The sequence below is a fragment of the Rhodospirillum rubrum ATCC 11170 genome, from assembly GCF_000013085.1.
Taxonomy (GTDB): Bacteria; Pseudomonadota; Alphaproteobacteria; order Rhodospirillales; family Rhodospirillaceae; genus Rhodospirillum; species Rhodospirillum rubrum.
In genome coordinates this window covers 819,227-835,395 of sequence record NC_007643.1, presented here as the reverse complement: position 1 = coordinate 835,395, position 16,169 = coordinate 819,227, and the positions used below count along the sequence as shown (strand labels likewise).

At 64.5% G+C, this 16,169-nt stretch carries 18 protein-coding genes; 12 read left to right on the top strand and 6 right to left on the bottom strand.

The window, feature by feature from the left end; all coding sequences use genetic code 11:
- The first annotated feature begins 38 nt into the window (after window positions 1–38).
- The 6 genes from RRU_RS03690 to modC all read left to right on the top strand — a co-directional run bounded on the left by RRU_RS03690 (window position 39) and on the right by modC (window position 4,515).
- Window positions 39–272 carry a BolA family protein gene (locus RRU_RS03690; protein WP_011388465.1) on the top strand — a complete coding sequence of 78 codons (234 nt, stop codon included), beginning with the start codon at window positions 39–41 and terminating at the stop codon, window positions 270–272.
- A gap of 58 nt (window positions 273–330) precedes the next feature.
- Window positions 331–1,251 carry an EamA family transporter RarD gene (gene rarD / locus RRU_RS03685; RefSeq protein ID WP_014626000.1) on the top strand — a complete coding sequence of 307 codons (921 nt, stop codon included), beginning with the start codon at window positions 331–333 and terminating at the stop codon, window positions 1,249–1,251.
- A gap of 85 nt (window positions 1,252–1,336) precedes the next feature.
- Window positions 1,337–1,666, top strand: a complete 330-nt coding sequence (grxD, locus tag RRU_RS03680) for a Grx4 family monothiol glutaredoxin (protein WP_011388463.1) — start codon at window positions 1,337–1,339, stop codon at window positions 1,664–1,666.
- 191 nt (window positions 1,667–1,857) lie between these two features.
- On the top strand, window positions 1,858–2,634 hold the full coding sequence (gene modA / locus RRU_RS03675; protein ID WP_011388462.1) for a molybdate ABC transporter substrate-binding protein: 777 nt from the start codon (window positions 1,858–1,860) through the stop codon (window positions 2,632–2,634).
- Between the two features lie 72 nt (window positions 2,635–2,706).
- Window positions 2,707–3,399 carry a molybdate ABC transporter permease subunit gene (gene modB / locus RRU_RS03670; RefSeq protein WP_011388461.1) on the top strand — a complete coding sequence of 231 codons (693 nt, stop codon included), beginning with the start codon at window positions 2,707–2,709 and terminating at the stop codon, window positions 3,397–3,399.
- 3 nt (window positions 3,400–3,402) lie between these two features.
- The gene (modC, locus tag RRU_RS03665) at window positions 3,403–4,515 is read left to right on the top strand and encodes a molybdenum ABC transporter ATP-binding protein (protein ID WP_011388460.1); all 1,113 of its coding nucleotides are present in this window, start codon (window positions 3,403–3,405) and stop codon (window positions 4,513–4,515) included.
- 156 nt (window positions 4,516–4,671) lie between these two features.
- On the opposite strand, the gene rpsD is transcribed toward modC, so the two are convergent.
- Entirely contained in the window at window positions 4,672–5,286 is a 615-nt protein-coding gene (rpsD, locus tag RRU_RS03660; RefSeq protein WP_011388459.1) for a 30S ribosomal protein S4, read from the bottom strand.
- A gap of 343 nt (window positions 5,287–5,629) precedes the next feature.
- Here rpsD and RRU_RS03655 point away from each other — a divergent pair, with 343 nt between their 5' ends.
- The 4 genes from RRU_RS03655 (at window position 5,630) to RRU_RS03640 (ending at window position 7,625) form a co-directional block, all read left to right on the top strand.
- The gene (locus RRU_RS03655) at window positions 5,630–5,872 is read left to right on the top strand and encodes a type II toxin-antitoxin system ParD family antitoxin (protein ID WP_011388458.1); all 243 of its coding nucleotides are present in this window, start codon (window positions 5,630–5,632) and stop codon (window positions 5,870–5,872) included.
- Between the two features lie 8 nt (window positions 5,873–5,880).
- Window positions 5,881–6,195 carry a type II toxin-antitoxin system RelE/ParE family toxin gene (locus RRU_RS03650; RefSeq protein ID WP_011388457.1) on the top strand — a complete coding sequence of 105 codons (315 nt, stop codon included), beginning with the start codon at window positions 5,881–5,883 and terminating at the stop codon, window positions 6,193–6,195.
- On the top strand, window positions 6,195–6,383 hold the full coding sequence (locus RRU_RS03645; RefSeq protein ID WP_014625998.1) for a hypothetical protein: 189 nt from the start codon (window positions 6,195–6,197) through the stop codon (window positions 6,381–6,383). The genes RRU_RS03650 and RRU_RS03645 overlap by 1 nt, the downstream gene beginning before the upstream one ends.
- A gap of 210 nt (window positions 6,384–6,593) precedes the next feature.
- A complete protein-coding gene (locus RRU_RS03640; RefSeq protein ID WP_011388456.1) occupies window positions 6,594–7,625 on the top strand; it encodes an alpha/beta hydrolase fold domain-containing protein in 1,032 nt (343 codons plus the stop codon).
- A 118-nt stretch (window positions 7,626–7,743) separates the two neighbouring features.
- Here RRU_RS03640 and RRU_RS03635 read toward each other — a convergent pair whose 3' ends face one another.
- The 3 genes from RRU_RS03635 to cimA are packed head-to-tail and all read right to left on the bottom strand — an operon-like array spanning window position 7,744 to window position 11,592.
- A complete protein-coding gene (locus RRU_RS03635) occupies window positions 7,744–9,150 on the bottom strand; it encodes an MATE family efflux transporter (RefSeq protein ID WP_011388455.1) in 1,407 nt (468 codons plus the stop codon).
- Window positions 9,147–9,962, bottom strand: a complete 816-nt coding sequence (locus tag RRU_RS03630; RefSeq protein ID WP_014625996.1) for an RNA methyltransferase — start codon at window positions 9,960–9,962, stop codon at window positions 9,147–9,149. Before RRU_RS03630 ends, RRU_RS03635 begins: the two co-directional genes overlap by 4 nt.
- Before the next feature lie 28 nt (window positions 9,963–9,990).
- Window positions 9,991–11,592: a citramalate synthase gene (gene cimA / locus RRU_RS03625; RefSeq protein ID WP_011388453.1), complete on the bottom strand. Its 1,602-nt coding sequence runs from the start codon at window positions 11,590–11,592 to the stop codon at window positions 9,991–9,993.
- A gap of 429 nt (window positions 11,593–12,021) precedes the next feature.
- Here cimA and RRU_RS03620 point away from each other — a divergent pair, with 429 nt between their 5' ends.
- Window positions 12,022–12,465, top strand: a complete 444-nt coding sequence (locus RRU_RS03620) for a response regulator (RefSeq protein ID WP_011388452.1) — start codon at window positions 12,022–12,024, stop codon at window positions 12,463–12,465.
- Window positions 12,458–13,660 (top strand): histidine kinase dimerization/phosphoacceptor domain -containing protein, encoded by a 1,203-nt coding sequence (locus tag RRU_RS03615; RefSeq protein ID WP_011388451.1) that lies wholly within the window; start codon window positions 12,458–12,460, stop codon window positions 13,658–13,660. Before RRU_RS03620 ends, RRU_RS03615 begins: the two co-directional genes overlap by 8 nt.
- Before the next feature lie 15 nt (window positions 13,661–13,675).
- Here the strand turns inward: RRU_RS03615 and RRU_RS03610 are convergent, their stop codons facing one another.
- Both RRU_RS03610 and RRU_RS03605 read right to left on the bottom strand, forming a co-directional pair.
- Window positions 13,676–14,848: an HD domain-containing phosphohydrolase gene (locus RRU_RS03610; protein ID WP_011388450.1), complete on the bottom strand. Its 1,173-nt coding sequence runs from the start codon at window positions 14,846–14,848 to the stop codon at window positions 13,676–13,678.
- A gap of 94 nt (window positions 14,849–14,942) precedes the next feature.
- Complete coding sequence (locus tag RRU_RS03605; RefSeq protein ID WP_011388449.1) at window positions 14,943–16,109, bottom strand: response regulator; 1,167 nt, start codon at window positions 16,107–16,109, stop codon at window positions 14,943–14,945.
- Window positions 16,110–16,169: the final 60 nt, after the last annotated feature.

Genomic DNA, 16,169 nt, shown 5'->3' with positions numbered 1-16,169 from the left:
TTGTTTTTTTTCCCCTCCCCCCGCAAGGAGCGCAGAGCATGGCGATGGAAGCCGGTCAGATCAAAACCCTGATCCAGGACGCTTTCCCCGACGCGGAGGTCACGATCGAAGATCTTCGCGGCGACGGCGACCACTATGCGGCCCAGGTCATCTCGGCCGCCTTCACCGGCAAGACCCGGGTGCAGCAGCACCAGATGGTCTATGACGCCCTGAAGGGCAAAATGGGCGGCGACTTGCACGCCCTCGCCCTGCAGACCAAGCCCAAGGACTGATCCCGGGACATCCCGGCCCGGGGTCTTATGGCCCACAGCCTGACGGATGAACGCGCCCATGGCCTCCCCCTCCCTGTCGCCTTCGCCCGCCGGGTCTTCGGCGCGGGGGGTGGCGGCCGCCCTTGGCGCCTATGGCGTCTGGGGCATCTCGCCGCTGTTTTTCAAAGCCGTCTCGGAAGTTTCGGCCCTGGAGATCCTCAGCCACCGCGTTCTCTGGGCGATGGTGGTGATGGGTATTACCCTGGGGCTGCGCGGCGAGTTGGCCGCCAGCTTGCGTTTCCTGGCCAATCGTCGCGTCTTCTTGCTGATGCTGGCGGCGACGGTGGCGATTTCCATCAACTGGCTGACCTTCATCCATGCCGCGACCTCCGGCCATGCCATGCAGGGCTCGCTCGGCTATTACATCTTTCCCTTGGTCACCGTGGTTCTGGGACGGCTGGTGCTCGGCGAGGAGATGAGCCGCCGCCAGGGGCTGGCCGTCGCCCTCGCCGCCGCCGGCGTCGGCATCGCCCTGTGGCGCACCGGATCGCTGCCGTGGATTTCGCTGACCCTGGCCTCAACCTTTGCCCTCTATGGCCTGATCCGCAAAACCGTATCGGTGCCGCCGCTGGCCGGGCTTTTCATCGAAGCCCTGCTGCTGTCGCCGGTGTTGATCGGCCTCCTCGCCTGGATCGAGCTCAAGGGCGGCGGTCTGGCCTTTTTCGATGGTCCTTGGGGGCGCAGCCTGTGGCTGATGGCGCTTGGCCCGCTGACCGCCGTACCGCTGTTCTTCTTCACCTGGGCGGCGCGCCGGCTGCGCCTGTCGACGCTGGGCGTCATCCAGTACACCAATCCGACCATCCAGTTCGCTTTGGCCGCCCTGGTCTTCAAGGAACCGGTGACGACGACCGAGCTTCTGACCTTCGGCTTCATCTGGGCCGGCGTCGCCCTTTACCTCTGGCCGGTCCGCAAAGACCCGCCGGCGCAGGAATACCCCTAAAAGGATTGGAATTGACAGCCGCCCTCCGGCCATCCCATATCGCGCCCAGGTTCCCCCCTCCGATCCCCTTTGAAAGGACTGCCCGATGAGCGTTCAGGACCGCATCAAAAGCGAAGTCGACGGCACCCCCGTCGTCCTGTTCATGAAGGGAACCCCGGCGTTTCCCCAATGCGGCTTTTCCGCCGCCGTCGTTCAGGTGCTCAACCACTACGGCGTCGCCTTCAAGGGCATCAACGTCCTTGAGGACGACGAAATCCGTCAGGGCATCAAGGAATTCGCTAATTGGCCGACCCTGCCGCAGCTTTATGTGAAGGGCGAGTTCGTTGGCGGCTGCGACATCGTGCGCGAAATGGCCGCCGATGGCGAACTGGCCACCCTGTTTGAAAAAAGCGGCATCCCGACCACCGCCGCCTGATCACAACAGTCCATCCTGGCCAAGACTATCAAAGGGTCGTCCCCGGCGGGCGGCCCTTTTGTTTGAGCCGACCGCGCCACGACCGGGGCGCATTGACCCCTTCCCCCATATCTTGTATCCCATGACGCATAAGCACGGCTTTGCACAAGGGCTCGAAGAGCCTGTCATCTCGGGAAAAGGGGATCCCCTCCATGCATATCGGTTCCTTGCGCGGTCTTCTCGCGGCGGGTTCGCTCGCCCTCGTCCTGGCGGCCCCGGCGGCCCAGGCCGAAGAGCTTACCGTCTTCGCCGCCGCCTCGACCACCAATGCCCTGACCGACATCATCGCCCTGTTCAACGACACCGGCGCCGGTCCGGCCGTGGCCTCCTTCGCCTCGTCCTCGACCCTGGCCAAGCAGATCGAGCAAGGCGCGCCGGCCGGCGTTTTCCTGTCGGCCGACCAGAAGTGGATGGATTACCTTGATGAAAAGGGGCTGATCGCCAAGGACAGCCGCGCCGATCTGCTTGGCAACCGTCTGGCGCTGATCGCCCCGGCCAATTCAACGCTCAAGGTGGCCGAGGTCTCCTCCAAGACCGACTTCCCGGCCCTGCTCGGCGAGGGCCGGCTGGCCGTCGGCGATCCCGACCATGTGCCCGTGGGCATCTACACCAAAGAGGCCTTCACCAAGCTCGGCCTGTGGGACGGCGTGGCGAACAAGCTCGCCCCGGCCAATGACGTGCGCGGCGCCCTGACCTTCGTCGAACGGGGCGAAAGCCCGCTGGGCGTCGTCTATTCCACCGATTCCGCCGTCAGCGAGAAGGTCAAGACCCTGGCCCTGCTGCCCGAATCCTCGCATAAGCCGGTCACCTATCCGGTGGCGACGGTTAAGGCCAAGGACACCAAGACCGCCCGCGCCTTCGTTGACTTCCTCAAGGGCGCCAAGGCCAAGGCGGTTTTCGAGCGCTACGGCTTCCAAGTCAAACCCTGATCCTGCTACAAGGCCCAAGGCAGCGAAGGCCTTTCGCCGCCTTGGGCTTGTCGCGACGAGGTGGCCTTTTCCATGCCCTTGCTGACCCCCGCCGAAACCGACGCCCTGATGCTCAGCCTCAAGGTGTCCACCTGGGGCATCGCCGGCAGTCTGCCCCTGGGCATCGCCTTCGCTTGGCTGCTGGCGCGGCGGACGTTTCCCGGTAAGACCATCCTCGATGGCCTTATCCACCTACCTTTGGTGCTGCCGCCGGTGGTCATCGGCTATCTGTTGCTGGTCACCCTGGGACGCAACGGCGCGGTCGGCGCCCTGCTCTATGACTGGTTCGGCCTGACCCTGGCCTTCACCTGGCGCGGGGCGGCGGTGGCTTCGGCGGTGATCGCCTTTCCGCTGATGGTCCAGGCGATCCGCCTGTCGATCGAAGGCGTCGATCGCGGCCTGGAATCGGCGGCGCGCACCCTGGGCGCCGGCCCCTTGCGCACCTTCTTCACCGTGACCCTGCCGCTGGTCGCCCCGGGGATTCTGACCGGGGTGATCCTGGGCTTCGCGCGCTGCCTAGGGGAATTCGGCGCCACCATCACCTTCGTGTCCAATATCCCCGGCCAGACCCGCACCCTGCCGCTCGCCCTTTATACCCAGACCCAGATTCCCAACGGCGAGGTGGCGGCCGGGCGCCTGTGCCTGATCTCGATCACTGTCGCGATGATCGCCCTTCTCGCCTCGGAATTCCTGTCGCGGCGGGTCAACCGGATCATTCAAGGGTAGGTCATGCTTGATATCGATGTCCTTCGCCAGCAGGGCGCCCTGCGCCTGTCGATCGCCTTTCGCGCCGGCAAGGGGGTGACGGCGCTGTTTGGCCGTTCGGGCGCGGGCAAGACCTCGGTGATCAGCATGGTGGCCGGGCTGTCGCGTCCCGATGGCGGCCGCATCGTCGTTGACGACCGCGTGCTGTTTGACGGGGCCAAGGGCATCGATCTCGCCCCGGAAAAGCGCCGCGTCGGCTATGTCTTCCAGGAGGGGCGGCTGTTCCCCCACCTTACCGTGCGCCAGAATCTGGCCTTTGGCATGAACCGGGTGCCCGCCGCCGAACGCTATGTCGGCGAAGACGATGTGGTTGACTTGCTCGGCATCAGTGCCCTGCTCGACCGCCGGCCGGCCAAGCTGTCAGGGGGCGAGAAGCAGCGGGTGGCGATCGGCCGCGCCCTGCTGGCCAGCCCGCGCATCTTGCTGATGGACGAACCCTTGGCCTCGCTCGACGCCCAGCGCAAGGACGAGGTGCTGCCCTTCATCGCCCGCCTGCCCCGGCGGTTTTCCATCCCCATCCTCTACGTCAGCCACGCCATGGACGAGGTGCTGCGGCTGGCCGATACCCTGGTGCTGATCGCCGAGGGACAGGTGGCGGCCAGCGGACCGCTGGAAGAGGTTCTGGCCCGCCCCGACATCCCGGATTTCGCCGCCCAGCGCGATGCCGGGGCGGTGGTCGCCGCCAAGGTCGCCGGCCGCGACATCCCCTTTGGCGCCACCTTGCTCGATACCCCGGCCGGGCTGCTGCGCACCCGCCCCATTGACCTGCCGCTGGGCACCAAGGTGCGGGTGCGCATCGCCGCCGCCGATATCTCGCTGGCCCTGGAGCGGCCGCGCATGGTCTCGGTGCAAAACATCCTGGCCGCGACCATCCTGGCCATCGGCGAGCCCGAAGACGGCCGACTGTCCGTCGATCTGGACGCTGGGCCCCCCGGCGGCCCGCCCTGCCGGCTATGGGCCAGCATCACCGCCCGCGCCCGCCATGACCTGGGGCTGGTCCCCGGACTGCGGGTCCATGCCCTGATCAAGGCGATGTCGCTGCTGCGCGACGAACTGGTCGAGCATTCGCCGCATTAGGGTCTTAACAGCAAGCACATCGTCGCCGCCGCTCTCGGACACCACGCCCCAGCGTAAAGGCGGCCCGAGAAAAAGGGGCAAGATCATAGCAAAACGGCCCCACCCAAAAGGGTGGAGCCGTCGCATAAACCATGTGGAAAACCGGCGGAAGCCGACTTAGCGGGAGTAGAACTCGACCACCAGGTTCGGTTCCATCTGCACCGGATAGGGCACGTCTTCCAGCTTGGGAGCGCGCAGGAAGGTTCCCTTGGCGTGCGCCAGATCCATGGTGATGTATTCGGGAATGTCGCGCTCGTGGGACTGCAGGGCCTCGAGGATGAGGGGCATCTGCCGGGACTTTTCCTTGACCTCGATCACGTCGCCTTCCTGCACCCGGTAGGAGGCCACCGAAACGCGGCGACCGTTCACCAGGATATGGCCGTGGTTGATGATCTGACGGCTGGAGAACACGGTCGGCACGATCTTCATACGATAGACCACGGCGTCGAGGCGGGTCTCAAGGATGGAGATCAGGTTCTCGGAGGTGTCGCCACGACGGCTGGAGGCTTCCTCGTAGTACTTGCGGAAGGCCTTCTCGCTGATATTGCCGTAGTAGCCCTTGAGCTTCTGCTTGGCCATCAGCTGAATGCCGAAGTCGCTCGGCTTGCGGCGACGCTGGCCGTGTTCGCCGGGACCGTATTCACGCTTGTTGATCGGGCTCTTGGGGCGACCCCAAAGGTTTACACCCAAGCGGCGGTCAATTTTATGCTTCGAATTAAGGCGCTTACCCATTTGTATTCTCACCATCGAGTGGTTGTTGTTGTTTCATGTCCCGGTAGGCCCATCTGCCCTGCAAGGACAAACGGACGGGGTTCCAAGACCCACGTTCCCGGAAGTGAACGCGCATTATGGTCAGCGACCTTGGGGTGTCAAGCGCTTTGGGACGGGTGGTTCGGGGCCGCGGGGGGCGTCAGCTCTCGTGAGGCGCGCCATACGCGCTCGCCGTAGCGCCGTCGGACGGCTTCCACCCTTCGCCACGCCGTAAACCGGGGCAAGAGGGAGACAGTCTCTAGTGGCCTGTCCGGTTGAGTATAGGGTCGAATCTGATAGGATCGAGTATGAAGGAGGGGCGGTCATGCCAAACATCCATCTGACGGACTCGATGCGGGACTATATTGATGGTCAGATCAGGTCCGGGGCCTATGCCAATCTCAGCGAGGTGGTGCGGGCGGGTATCCGCCTGCTGATGGAGAAGGATGGAGCCCGGCAGTTCTATGCGCTGAAGGCCGAGCTTGAAGCGGCCGCGACTGCCGCCGAGGCGGGAGCCTTCGCGGAGTTCGACCCGCAGGCCTTTGAGCCAGACGCCTTCACAAGCTGATCTTCTGAATGCCGATCACACTGTCTGACCTCGCCTTGAAGGATCTGGAAGAGATCCGACACTACACGGTCAGGCAGTGGGGCAGGGAGCAATGGCTACGCTATTATCGCGGTCTCGTCTCCACATTCGAGCGGATCGAACAATCCCCAGAGTCGGGACGGTCACGCGATCTCTTCCTGCCGGGACTGCGGTCGATCAGCTACGGAAAGCACAGTGTCTTTTATGCCCCGATCGCTGCTGCGGGTGGTGCTATCGTCATCCTACGCATCGTGCATCAGAAACGCCACTTGCCTGCGCTGACCTATTACGAGGACATCGAGTGATGTCCGTTGCGGCGAACACGGCAAGCAGCGCCGCCAAATCTCCGCCCATCGGCCAGAGCGACCCGCACGAACGCCCCATCGATCACGACATCGACGGCGGTTGGATCGACCCTCATTGCCAGGACCGCTTCTCCCCGATTTGGTGGGCGGCGATGGCTTATTTTAGTCAAAACCGCCGCCGGGCTTAAGCCCCCTCGAGCCTGTAGGCCGGGAAAATCCCAAGCCTTACCTCCTCAGGTTTCTCGCTTGACAGGGCCCCGTTTCTCTACTTAACTCGTAGAGTATAAGGACTATGAACCGGAAATCGGACGCAGAGGGGTTGCCATGCCGAACACGCCTGTCCTTGGCCGCCTTGGATCCCCCAGCCCTTGCGGGCACCCCAAAGGGGAGGAACGCTGATGTCCGATCCGTTGACCCTGTTCACGCGGGGCGGTTCCAGTCTCCCCACCATCGCTCGGCCGACGTCCACCCTGGCCGGACTGCATCCCGAAGCCGCCGCGCTGTTTGACTCCCTTGAGCGCTCGGGAATCTTGTCGGGGCGGCCGGAAAGTCAGCCCCTGGCCACGGCGCGCGCCCGGGCCCAATCGTTCTGGTATCCCTGGAACACCGGCGGTCCGCGCATGCGGCTGCGCCGCGACCTCAGCTTGGACGGGTCCGATGGCCCGGTGGCGGCCCGGCTGTTCATTCCCTGTTCCGCCAGCAGCGAACCGCCGGTGATCGTCTATTTCCACGGCGGCGGCTATGCCCTCAACGGCCTGGATACCCATGATCGGCTGATGCGGACCCTGGCCGACGCATCGGGCGCGGCGGTGCTTGGCGTCGGCTATGCCCTGGCGCCCGAGCATCCCTTCCCCACCCAAACCGCCCAGGCGCTGTCGGCCATCGACTGGCTGTTGCGCCGGGGACGTCGCGACTTCGCCATCGATGCCCGGCGCATGGCCCTGGCCGGCGACTCGGCCGGCGCCCACCTCGCCCTGTGGACGGCCCAGTCGATGCGCGAAGCCGATTGGCCGGCCGCCCGCATGCTGCTGTTGGCCTATGGCATGATGGTGCCGCGCTTCGACAGCGCCTCCCATGCCCTTTATGGCGGCGGCGCCTATGGCCTGACCACCGAACGCATGCGCTGGTTCTGGAACGCGGTGACCCCGGCCCAGGGAAGGCCCTTCACGCCGCTGACCGCCGGGCTCGACGATCTGCCGTCCTGTCTGGTGGTCGGCGCCAGCGCCGATTGCCTGCGCGATGACAGCCGCGCCCTGGCCGAAGCCCTGGAGCTGCGCGACGCGCCGGTCCGCTTCATCGAAGCCGAAGGCCTACCCCATTCCTTCTTGCAATACGCCCCGGCGCTCGAGCCGGCGCGCCGCCTGCTGGGCGATCTCGCCTCCACGCTGGCGCGCAGCCTGGAAAGCGGCGCCCCGGTCCGCTGGTCCTAGAGCAAATCCCGAGCAATCTGGACCAGATTGCGACGACGATTTGCTTAACTATCAATATCTTAGAGCAGAGAGCGGGGATCCTGTTTCACGCTCTCTGTTCTACCCCCGGAGCGACCGCCTAAGCGGTCACGCTGGCGCGTTCCAGGGCGGCGACCAGACGGATCCAGCGCCGGGTCATCAGCACGGCCACCACCGAAAGCCCGCCGGCCAGCCCGATCCACACGCCGGGCGCGCCCACCCCCAAAGGGAAGGCGAGCAAGGCGCCCAAGGGCAGGCCCAAGCCCCAATAGCCCAGGGCGGCCAGCAGCATCGGCACCTTGGTGTCATGCAGGCCGCGCAGCATGCCGTTGCACACCGCCTGGGCGCCATCGGCGATCTGGAACAGCGCGGCCAGGGCCATCAGCACCACCGCCAGATCGATCACCGGGGCGTTTTCGGCCAGATCGGCATCCAGGAAAGCGCCGATCAGCAACCGGGGCACGCTGAGCATCATCAGGGCCGCCCCGCCCATGAAGGCGACGCCGGCGCCATAGGCCACCCAGCCGGCGCGGCGCAGGGCCGGAATGGTGCCCGCTCCCAGCGCCCGCCCGACCCGCACCGTCGCCGCCTGCCCCAGCCCCAGGGGCACCATGAAGGTCAGCGTGGCGATTTGCAGGGCGATGGTATGGGCGGCCAGGGCGTCCGCCCCCAGAATGCCCATCATCATCATCGAGGCCTGGAAGATCGACACCTCGAAGGCGAAACTGATCGCCATCGGCAAACCCAGGCGCCACAGGGTGACCAGACGTGGCCAATCGGGCCGCCAGAAGCGGCCAAACAGCCGGTAGCGCTTCAGGCGGCGCTGGCGGGTGATGACCAGGGCCAGCCCGGCAACCATGAACAGGCTCGACAGGCTGCTCGACACCCCGGCCCCGGGCAGCCCCAGGGCCGGCAGGCCAAGGTGGCCGAAGATCAGCGCCCAGGCCGCCAGGGCGTTGAAGCCGATGGCCAATCCGGCGACCAGCAAGGGCCACATCGGCCGTTCCAACGCCGAAAGAAAGGCGCGCAGCACGATATAGCCGAGGAAGGGCAGCAGCCCCCATTGCAGGGTATGCATGAAACCGGCCGCCTCGGCCGCCAGGGCGGGCTCCTGACCAAAGGCGATCAGCACCGCCTCCGTATGCCAAAGGATCAGCCACAGCGGCAGGCTGATCAGCCCCGCCGACCATAGGCCCTGGCGCACGGTGCGCCGCACATCGCGCACGCTATGACGGTTGCGGCCCAAAGCCGTGGCCAGCAGCGGCAAGGTCGCCGAGACCAGCCCCAGGCCGAACAGCATCAGCGCCTGAAACAGGCCGGCGGCCATGGCGGCGGCGGCCAGGGACCGCGACCCCAGGCTGCCGATCAGCAAAAGATCGGTGGTGGTCAGCGCCGCCTGGGCCAGATTGGTCAGGATCAGCGGCCAAGCGAGCGACAAGGTGGCGCCCAATTCGGTCCGCCATGCTCCATGGCCCGACCGTGGCAAGGAAACCGATGAGGAAATCACCCCGCACCATCTTCCACAACGCCAACCGACAGCGGTTGGACAACGCCAACCGGCAGCGGTTGGGCGCGTTCGACCCGGCCGTGGCGCAATTCCTTGACCACCCCGTGCAGGGTGCGGATTTCCTGTTCGGTCAGATCGGCGCGCTCGAACAGATTGCGCAGATTGCGCACCATCCCCGGACGCTTGGCGGCATTGCGCAGAAAACCGCAGTCATCAAGCTCGCGTTCGAGATGGTCGAAAAAGCCCAGAAGCTCGCCGCGCGTCGCCGGCTGGGTGTCGTTGGTCACCAATTGCTCGGCCGGGGTGGCGTCGCCTGCCTGATACCATTCATAGCCGAGCAGCAGCACCGCCTGGGCCAGATTGAGCGAACAATAGGCCGGATTGAGCGGCACCTCGACGATGGCGTCGGCCAGGGCGACGTCGTCGTTGGACAACCCCGTGCGCTCGGGGCCGAACATCACGGCGCAGCGCTCCCCGGCGGCCACCTGGGTGCGCAACCGTTCGGCGGCGCCACGCGGCGTCAGCACGCGCTTGATCATGTCGCGCCGGCGCGCCGTGGTGGCGTAAACCCGGTTGATATCGGCGATCGCCGCCTCGGTCGTTTCAAAAAAACGCGCCTCGCGCAGCAGGCCATCGGCGCCCGAGGCCGAGGCGATGGCCTTTTCGGCCAGCCAATCCTCGCGCGGGGCGACAAGGCGCAGGGCCGTCAGACCGCAATTGAGCATGGCCCGGGCGACCATGCCGATGTTTTCAGCCAATTGCGGGCGCACCAGCACAATCGCCGGCGCGTTCTCGCCAAAAACCCGGGACATCCGGGTCCGATCCGTTCCTGCCATGATATCAAGCCGCTCGCGATGCCTGTTCGCCCTTGAAGAGCTTATAGGTCAAGGAATCGTGCAAGGCGTTATAAGAGGCGTCGATGATATTGCCCGACACCCCGACGGTGTTCCACCGCCCGCCCTTTGAATCCGCACTTTCGATCATCACCCGGGTGATGGCCGCCGTGGCGTCATCGGGGGTAAGGATACGCACCTTGTAATCGACCAGCCGCAAATCCGCCAGCTGCGGATAGACCGGCAGCAAAACCTTGCGCAGCGCCGCGTCCAAGGCGTTGATCGGGCCGTTGCCCTCGGCCACGGTCATATAGTCGCGCCCCTGGACCACCGCCTTGATGGTGGCTTCCGACAGCGTGATCAACTGACCGCGCGCGTTCCAGCGCCGTTCGTCGATCACCCGGAAGCTGTTGAGGCGGAAATATTCCGGCACGCCCTCCAGCGCCCGGCGGGCCAGCAGCTCGAAACTGGCCTCGGCGCCGTCATAGGCGTAGCCCTCGGATTCACGGCGCTTCACCGCGTCAAGCAGGTCGTTAACCTTGGGCTCGCCGGGATCGATCTCCAGACCGATCTCGCGGAAACGGGCGATGACATTGGACCGCCCGGACTGGTTCGACACCAGGATCTGGCGGGCGTTGCCGACGGTTTCGGGGGCGATATGCTCGTAACAGCGCGGATCGCGTTCCACCGCCGAAACATGCAAGCCCCCCTTATGGGCAAAGGCGCTGTCGCCGACGAAGGCGGCATTGCGGTTGGGCGCCCGGTTCAGCCGCTCGTCGAGCATGCGCGACACATGGGTCAGATGGCGCAGGTCGTGCTCGGACACCCCGGTTTCAAAGCCCATCTTCAGCATCAGATTGGGAATGATGCTGACCAGATTGGCGTTGCCGCAGCGCTCGCCCAGGCCGTTCAACGTGCCTTGGACCTGACGGGCGCCGGCGCGCACGGCGGCCAGACTATTGGCCACGGCGTTCTCGGTGTCGTTGTGGCAATGGATGCCCAGGTGATCGCCGGGAATGACGGCGGCGACGGCGCCGACGATCGCCTCGATCTGATGGGGCAGCGTTCCGCCGTTGGTGTCGCACAGCACCACCCAGCGCGCCCCGGCCTCATAGGCGGCGCGCACGCACGATAAGGCATAGTCGGGATTGCTTTTATAGCCGTCGAAGAAATGCTCGGCGTCAAACACCGCTTCTTCGACACGGGCGGCGGCATGGGCGATGCTGTCGGCGATCATCTTGCGGTTTTCATCCAAAGGCACGCCGATCGCCACCTCGCACTGGAAATCCCAGGTCTTGCCGACCATGGTCACCACCCGCACCCCCGGACAGAACAGCGCCTGCAGGCTGGGATCGTTTTCGGCGCTGCGCCCCGAACGCCGGGTCATGCCAAAGGCCGATAGGCGGGCCCGCCGCAAAACCGGCGGGTTGGCGAACAAGGCGTCATCGGTCGGATTGGCGCCGGGCCAGCCGCCTTCGACATAGTCAATGCCCAGGGCATCCAACTCGCGGGCGATCGCGGCCTTGTCGGTGGCCGAGAAATCCACACCTTGGGTCTGCGCCCCATCGCGCAGGGTGCTGTCATAAAGATAGACGCGCTTATCGCTCATGTCGGCCCCGGATGTCGTGGTCCCTCGGCCACCGAAGCGTCGAGAGAAAGAGCGGAAGTATCCGCGTTTTCCGCCCGCGCCTCAAGGATTTGTCCAATCCCCGCCGCTACCGGGCGTCCAGGCCCAAAAATCGCGAGAGATACCTCAACCAAAAAGCGACCACAGGTAGTTTCCGAGGCTGCCATTCCTTGGCGTAAGAACAGATATTTGGGACACACAGAAAGTTCCGCCACAGCTTATCCGGGTAAGCACTCCCTTTTCTCAGGGAAAATATCTTATTTATTCTCTCTGTTATGCCCAATATCTACGCCAACAAAGCAAAAATGACTTTCTACCCTGGAAGAACCACGAGGTTCTTTTGATACCTCCCGCCGCAGGACATCGGCAATCGTTTCCAGAACGCGGAGCGCCCCAAGGAAAGGTCTCGATATGACCAAGGTTCTGATCGCCGAGGACGAATTAATGATCGCCGACATGGCCGAGGAGGTGCTCGTGGAAAACGGCTATGAGGTGTGTGGCATCGCCCGCACCGTGGGCGAGGCGATCGACATCGGCCGGCGCCATCACCCCGACCTCGCCCTGATCGATCTGCGGCTGGCCTATGGCGGATTTGGCACCGATGTCGCCAACGAACTCAGCGCCCTTGGCCGGATCGGCGTTCTTTATGCCAGCGGCAATGTCGCCCAGGTCAAAGAGCGGGCGATCACCGGCGAGGCCTGCCTTGCCAAGCCCTTCCGCTCGCAGGATCTGCTGCGCGGCCTGGAAATCGTCAGCGAGATGGTGACCAGCGGCCGGGCGTCCCTGCCATTTCCTCCGGGGTTCTTTCTTTTGCCCTCCCCCCTTCCCGCCCCGCAGGACACCGATCTTGGATGAGACGACAGCCGAACTTCACAAGCTTATCAGCCAGCAGGCAGCGATCGCGCACTTCGGAAATTTCGCCCTTCGCGAACCCGACCTGATGGTGATCCTGACGGAAGCCGCGCGGCTTTGTGCCGAGGGGTTGAGCGTTCCTTTTTGCAAGGTCTGCCGCTATCGCGCCGCCGAGAACGATCTGCTTGTCGTCGCCGGATACGGCTGGAATCCCGGCGTCGTCGGCCATGTCGTCTCGCGCGCCGACCTCACCTCCCCCCAGGGCCGGGCCTTCATCACCGGGAACCCGTCGATCTGTGACGATGTAAGCCGCGAGGTCGATTTCGAATTGCCGAGTTTCTATGCCGAGCACGGCGTGGTTTCGACGATCGATGTCCTGATCAAAGGCGACGACCTGCCCTATGGCGTATTGGAAATCGATAACGACCAGCACCATGATTACGACCAGCACGACATCGATTTCCTGACCGGCTTCGCCAATGTCCTGGCCGAAGCCGTCGCCACCTCGACTCGCACCCAGGTTTTAAATGAGTCCGTTAATCAGATGCGGATTCTGGTCGAAGAAAAAGATCGCCTTCTTGAACAAAAAAACACCTTGGCCGAAGAACTTCAGCATCGAGTGAAAAACAACCTTCAACTTGTCTATGCGATGCTCAGCAAACAATTGGGCGACACGGTGGATCCCTTTGAAAGAAAGGGTCTCTCGGCTATCGCCCGTCGGGTTTTCACCCTGGCCCAAGTCTATGACCATCTTCTGGGCCGGGAAATGACCCGCACAACCGATTTCGGCAGCTATCTGAAGTCGCTTTGCGCCAGCCTCGCCGATATTCAGGGCTCGGCGAACGACGAAATCTCCCTGACCTGCACCAGCGACTCGCTCTCCCTGGATCTCGACGTGGTCACCGCCTTGGGGCTGGCCGTCGCCGAACTGGTGGCCAACGCCTATGACCACGCCTTTCCCGATGGCCGGGGCACGATCACCGTCAGCGCCCTCAAGCAGGACTCCGAGGACGCGCGGGCCATCCTGACCATCGCCGACAATGGCAAGGGCTTCTCGATCAATGGGGGAACCAAGCGTCATGGGGTCGGTTTGGTGCGCCGTCTGATCGAACAGATCGGCGCCAGCGCCACGGTGGTGTCCGATCAGGGCACGGTGTGGACCATCCTTATCCCCACACCGGGCCAAGCGGCATCGTAACACGACACGCCGCCCTCATCCCACTTTGGGCTGACCGCGTTCATCGACGATGATCGGGATGGCATCGGCGATCACCCGCAGGCGGGCGAGGTTGCGCAGGCGCTCGATATGGGCCTCGGAAACCGGCGTCAAGGCCGCCAGCAGCAAGCGCCCGCCCTCTCCGACCACATCGTCCGACACCACCATGCCGGCGATCAACGTATCGGTCGAAAGCTTGCGGAAGGCCGGCTTGATCCCCTTGCCGGCCGGCGCTTCCAGACACAGCCGTACCTTGCGCAGCAAGGCCCCGTCATACCACCGGGCATTGGCCTCCAATTCGGCGAAATGACCGGCCAGCGGCACCGAGTCGCCAACCACGTCGCCCAGATCGTTCAAGATGCGCAGCAGGCGCGAATCAAAGGGGATATCCACCCCGCTCGGCCCTTCGGGGGGAAAGCCGCTGCCGTCAAAGCCGCGGTTTTGCAAATAAACGATCTCGGCCACCCCCTGGAGGCGGGGGATATGGTTGATGACATTGCGCGCCGCCTCGGGGCTGCGTTCGACCATCGCCCTTTCCTCATCGCTCAAGGGCTCGCGGCGGTGCAGCTTGGCCAGCACCGCCTCGGGTAGGGCGACAAGGCCGAGCGGGGCGAGCATCGAGGCGATATCAAGCTGCCAGCGGTGGGGCATGTTGTTGTCGCGCGTCATCTTGCGCACCCAGCCGCGCAGGCGGGCGGCCCGGGCATAGCCCCGGGGATAGGTCAGCGCCAGCATATCCATCAATACCCGGATGCTGCCCGACAGGGTCTTTTCCAGCAGGTCGCGTTCGGCGGTCACCAGACGATACTGGGCCACCGCCGCTTCCAGCCCGGCTTCCAGCACTTGCGGGGTGCAAGGCTTGGAAAAGAAGCGGAAGATGTTGCCTTCGTTGATGGCGTCGATCGCCGTCTGGGTGTCGGCATTGCCCGTCAACATCATGCGCACCGTATCGGGCGCGAGGTCGCGGACCTTGCGCAGGGTTTCCACCCCGTTCATGCCACCCATGCGCATGTCGCACAACACCACCGCCGGCGCCTCGCCGGCGCCAAGCAGGCCGAGGGCCTCTTCGCCGCTTTGGGCGGTGGTCACGGCGAAACGACCCCGCAGCTGGCGTTTCATCGCCGAAAGCAGATTGGCGTCGTCGTCGATGATCAAGACGGTATCGCTCACTCCGCGTCTCCCTGACGGCTCGCCGCCCCCAAAGCGGCGGACTGCGAGTCAATCCTTTGATTTCAACTCAAGAGTCCCCCCGCTCGCCTCCCGCCTATCGAACACAGGGACTGTGGTCCAGGCCAAGGCGCGCGGCATAATCGGCATCAAGATCGCATTCTCCCATCCCGGGCGGACCAAGGGGGGAGGCATTGCCGCGCACACAGGCCAGATGAACATAGCTAAGCGCGCCGCGCCCCTGGTTCAGGCACTGCGAGGGATGCCATTGATAGAGCACCGCTTCGATCACCGGATCGGGAAAGCCCCAAAGCCCCAGGATGAACGCCCCCAATTGGGCATGGCTGGCGCCAAAGGCCGCCCGTTCGACCGCCTCGAGTTTCCCCCGCCCCGCCTTGGCGATCATCGTTTGAAAGGCGTCGGGATAGGCATCAAGCAAAACCAGGGCGCCGATATCGGCCATCATGCCCGCGCAATGGGCCTGGGCGCGCACGGCCTCGTCGGCCCCGTCCTCGGCCGCCAGCTTCTGGGCGAGCAGGCCTTTGGCGACTCCATGGCCGCTCAGGGCCCGCAAGATCTCGCCAAGACCGGGATGCCCCTGGAATTGGCGGAAGATTCCGGCGTGAAGAACCAGAACGCAGACGGTTTCCAACCCCAGCAGGCGTACCGCCTGGGCGGCGGTGGTAATGCGCGAGGGCAAGGCGAAATACGAGGAATTGGTGATTTTGAGCAGTTCGGCGGTCATCGCCATGTCTTCGGCGATCATCCGGGCGATGGTCGAGGTATTGACCGCCGGATCGGCCATCGCCGCCGTCAGCCGCAGATAGAGATCGGGCGGCGAGGGCAAGGTCCGCAAGCTGGCCGCCAAGTCGCGCAGGGCCGGATCGGCCAGAATCTCGCGCAACCGCCAGCTTCGCGCCATCAGGGCGAGGATGGCTTCGGGATCGCAGGGCTTGGACAGATACTGGTGGGCGGGACCGACACTGCGAAACAGGCTGCTTTCCTCGGCATAGCCCGACAAGATCACCCGCACGGTGCCCGGATGCAGGCGCTCGACCTCCGACAGCAATTGGGCGCCGTCAAGATCGGGCATCCGCATATCGGAAACCACCACATCGAACCGTCTGGTCGCCAGCAGGGCGAGAGCCTTGCGCGGGTCGTCGACGAAAACCATCTCCCATTCGGCGCGATAACCACGCAGCATCCGCTGAAGGGCCTGCAAAAGATTGATATCGTCGTCCACGAACAAAATGGTCTGCATCATGACGCCGTGTTTCCCCTTGATGATACAGGGCGGCCCGGTCCGTCTTCCGGCGAAGGGATT

What these genes read in the sequence shown, in the direction of transcription:
- grxD (WP_011388463.1), top strand. Translation starts at nt 1,337, where the DNA reads ATGAGCGTTCAGGACCGCATCAAAAGCGAAGTCGACGGCACCCCCGTC.
- rpsD (WP_011388459.1), bottom strand. Translation starts at nt 5,286, where the DNA reads ATGGGTAAGCGCCTTAATTCGAAGCATAAAATTGACCGCCGCTTGGGT.
- RRU_RS03645 (WP_014625998.1), top strand. Translation starts at nt 6,195, where the DNA reads ATGTCCGTTGCGGCGAACACGGCAAGCAGCGCCGCCAAATCTCCGCCC.
- rarD (WP_014626000.1), top strand. Translation starts at nt 331, where the DNA reads ATGGCCTCCCCCTCCCTGTCGCCTTCGCCCGCCGGGTCTTCGGCGCGG.
- RRU_RS03690 (WP_011388465.1), top strand. Translation starts at nt 39, where the DNA reads ATGGCGATGGAAGCCGGTCAGATCAAAACCCTGATCCAGGACGCTTTC.
- cimA (WP_011388453.1), bottom strand. Translation starts at nt 11,592, where the DNA reads ATGAGCGATAAGCGCGTCTATCTTTATGACAGCACCCTGCGCGATGGG.
- RRU_RS03650 (WP_011388457.1), top strand. Translation starts at nt 5,881, where the DNA reads ATGCCGATCACACTGTCTGACCTCGCCTTGAAGGATCTGGAAGAGATC.
- RRU_RS03620 (WP_011388452.1), top strand. Translation starts at nt 12,022, where the DNA reads ATGACCAAGGTTCTGATCGCCGAGGACGAATTAATGATCGCCGACATG.
- RRU_RS03640 (WP_011388456.1), top strand. Translation starts at nt 6,594, where the DNA reads ATGTCCGATCCGTTGACCCTGTTCACGCGGGGCGGTTCCAGTCTCCCC.
- modB (WP_011388461.1), top strand. Translation starts at nt 2,707, where the DNA reads ATGCCCTTGCTGACCCCCGCCGAAACCGACGCCCTGATGCTCAGCCTC.
- modC (WP_011388460.1), top strand. Translation starts at nt 3,403, where the DNA reads ATGCTTGATATCGATGTCCTTCGCCAGCAGGGCGCCCTGCGCCTGTCG.
- RRU_RS03655 (WP_011388458.1), top strand. Translation starts at nt 5,630, where the DNA reads ATGCCAAACATCCATCTGACGGACTCGATGCGGGACTATATTGATGGT.
- RRU_RS03605 (WP_011388449.1), bottom strand. Translation starts at nt 16,109, where the DNA reads ATGATGCAGACCATTTTGTTCGTGGACGACGATATCAATCTTTTGCAG.
- RRU_RS03630 (WP_014625996.1), bottom strand. Translation starts at nt 9,962, where the DNA reads ATGTCCCGGGTTTTTGGCGAGAACGCGCCGGCGATTGTGCTGGTGCGC.
- modA (WP_011388462.1), top strand. Translation starts at nt 1,858, where the DNA reads ATGCATATCGGTTCCTTGCGCGGTCTTCTCGCGGCGGGTTCGCTCGCC.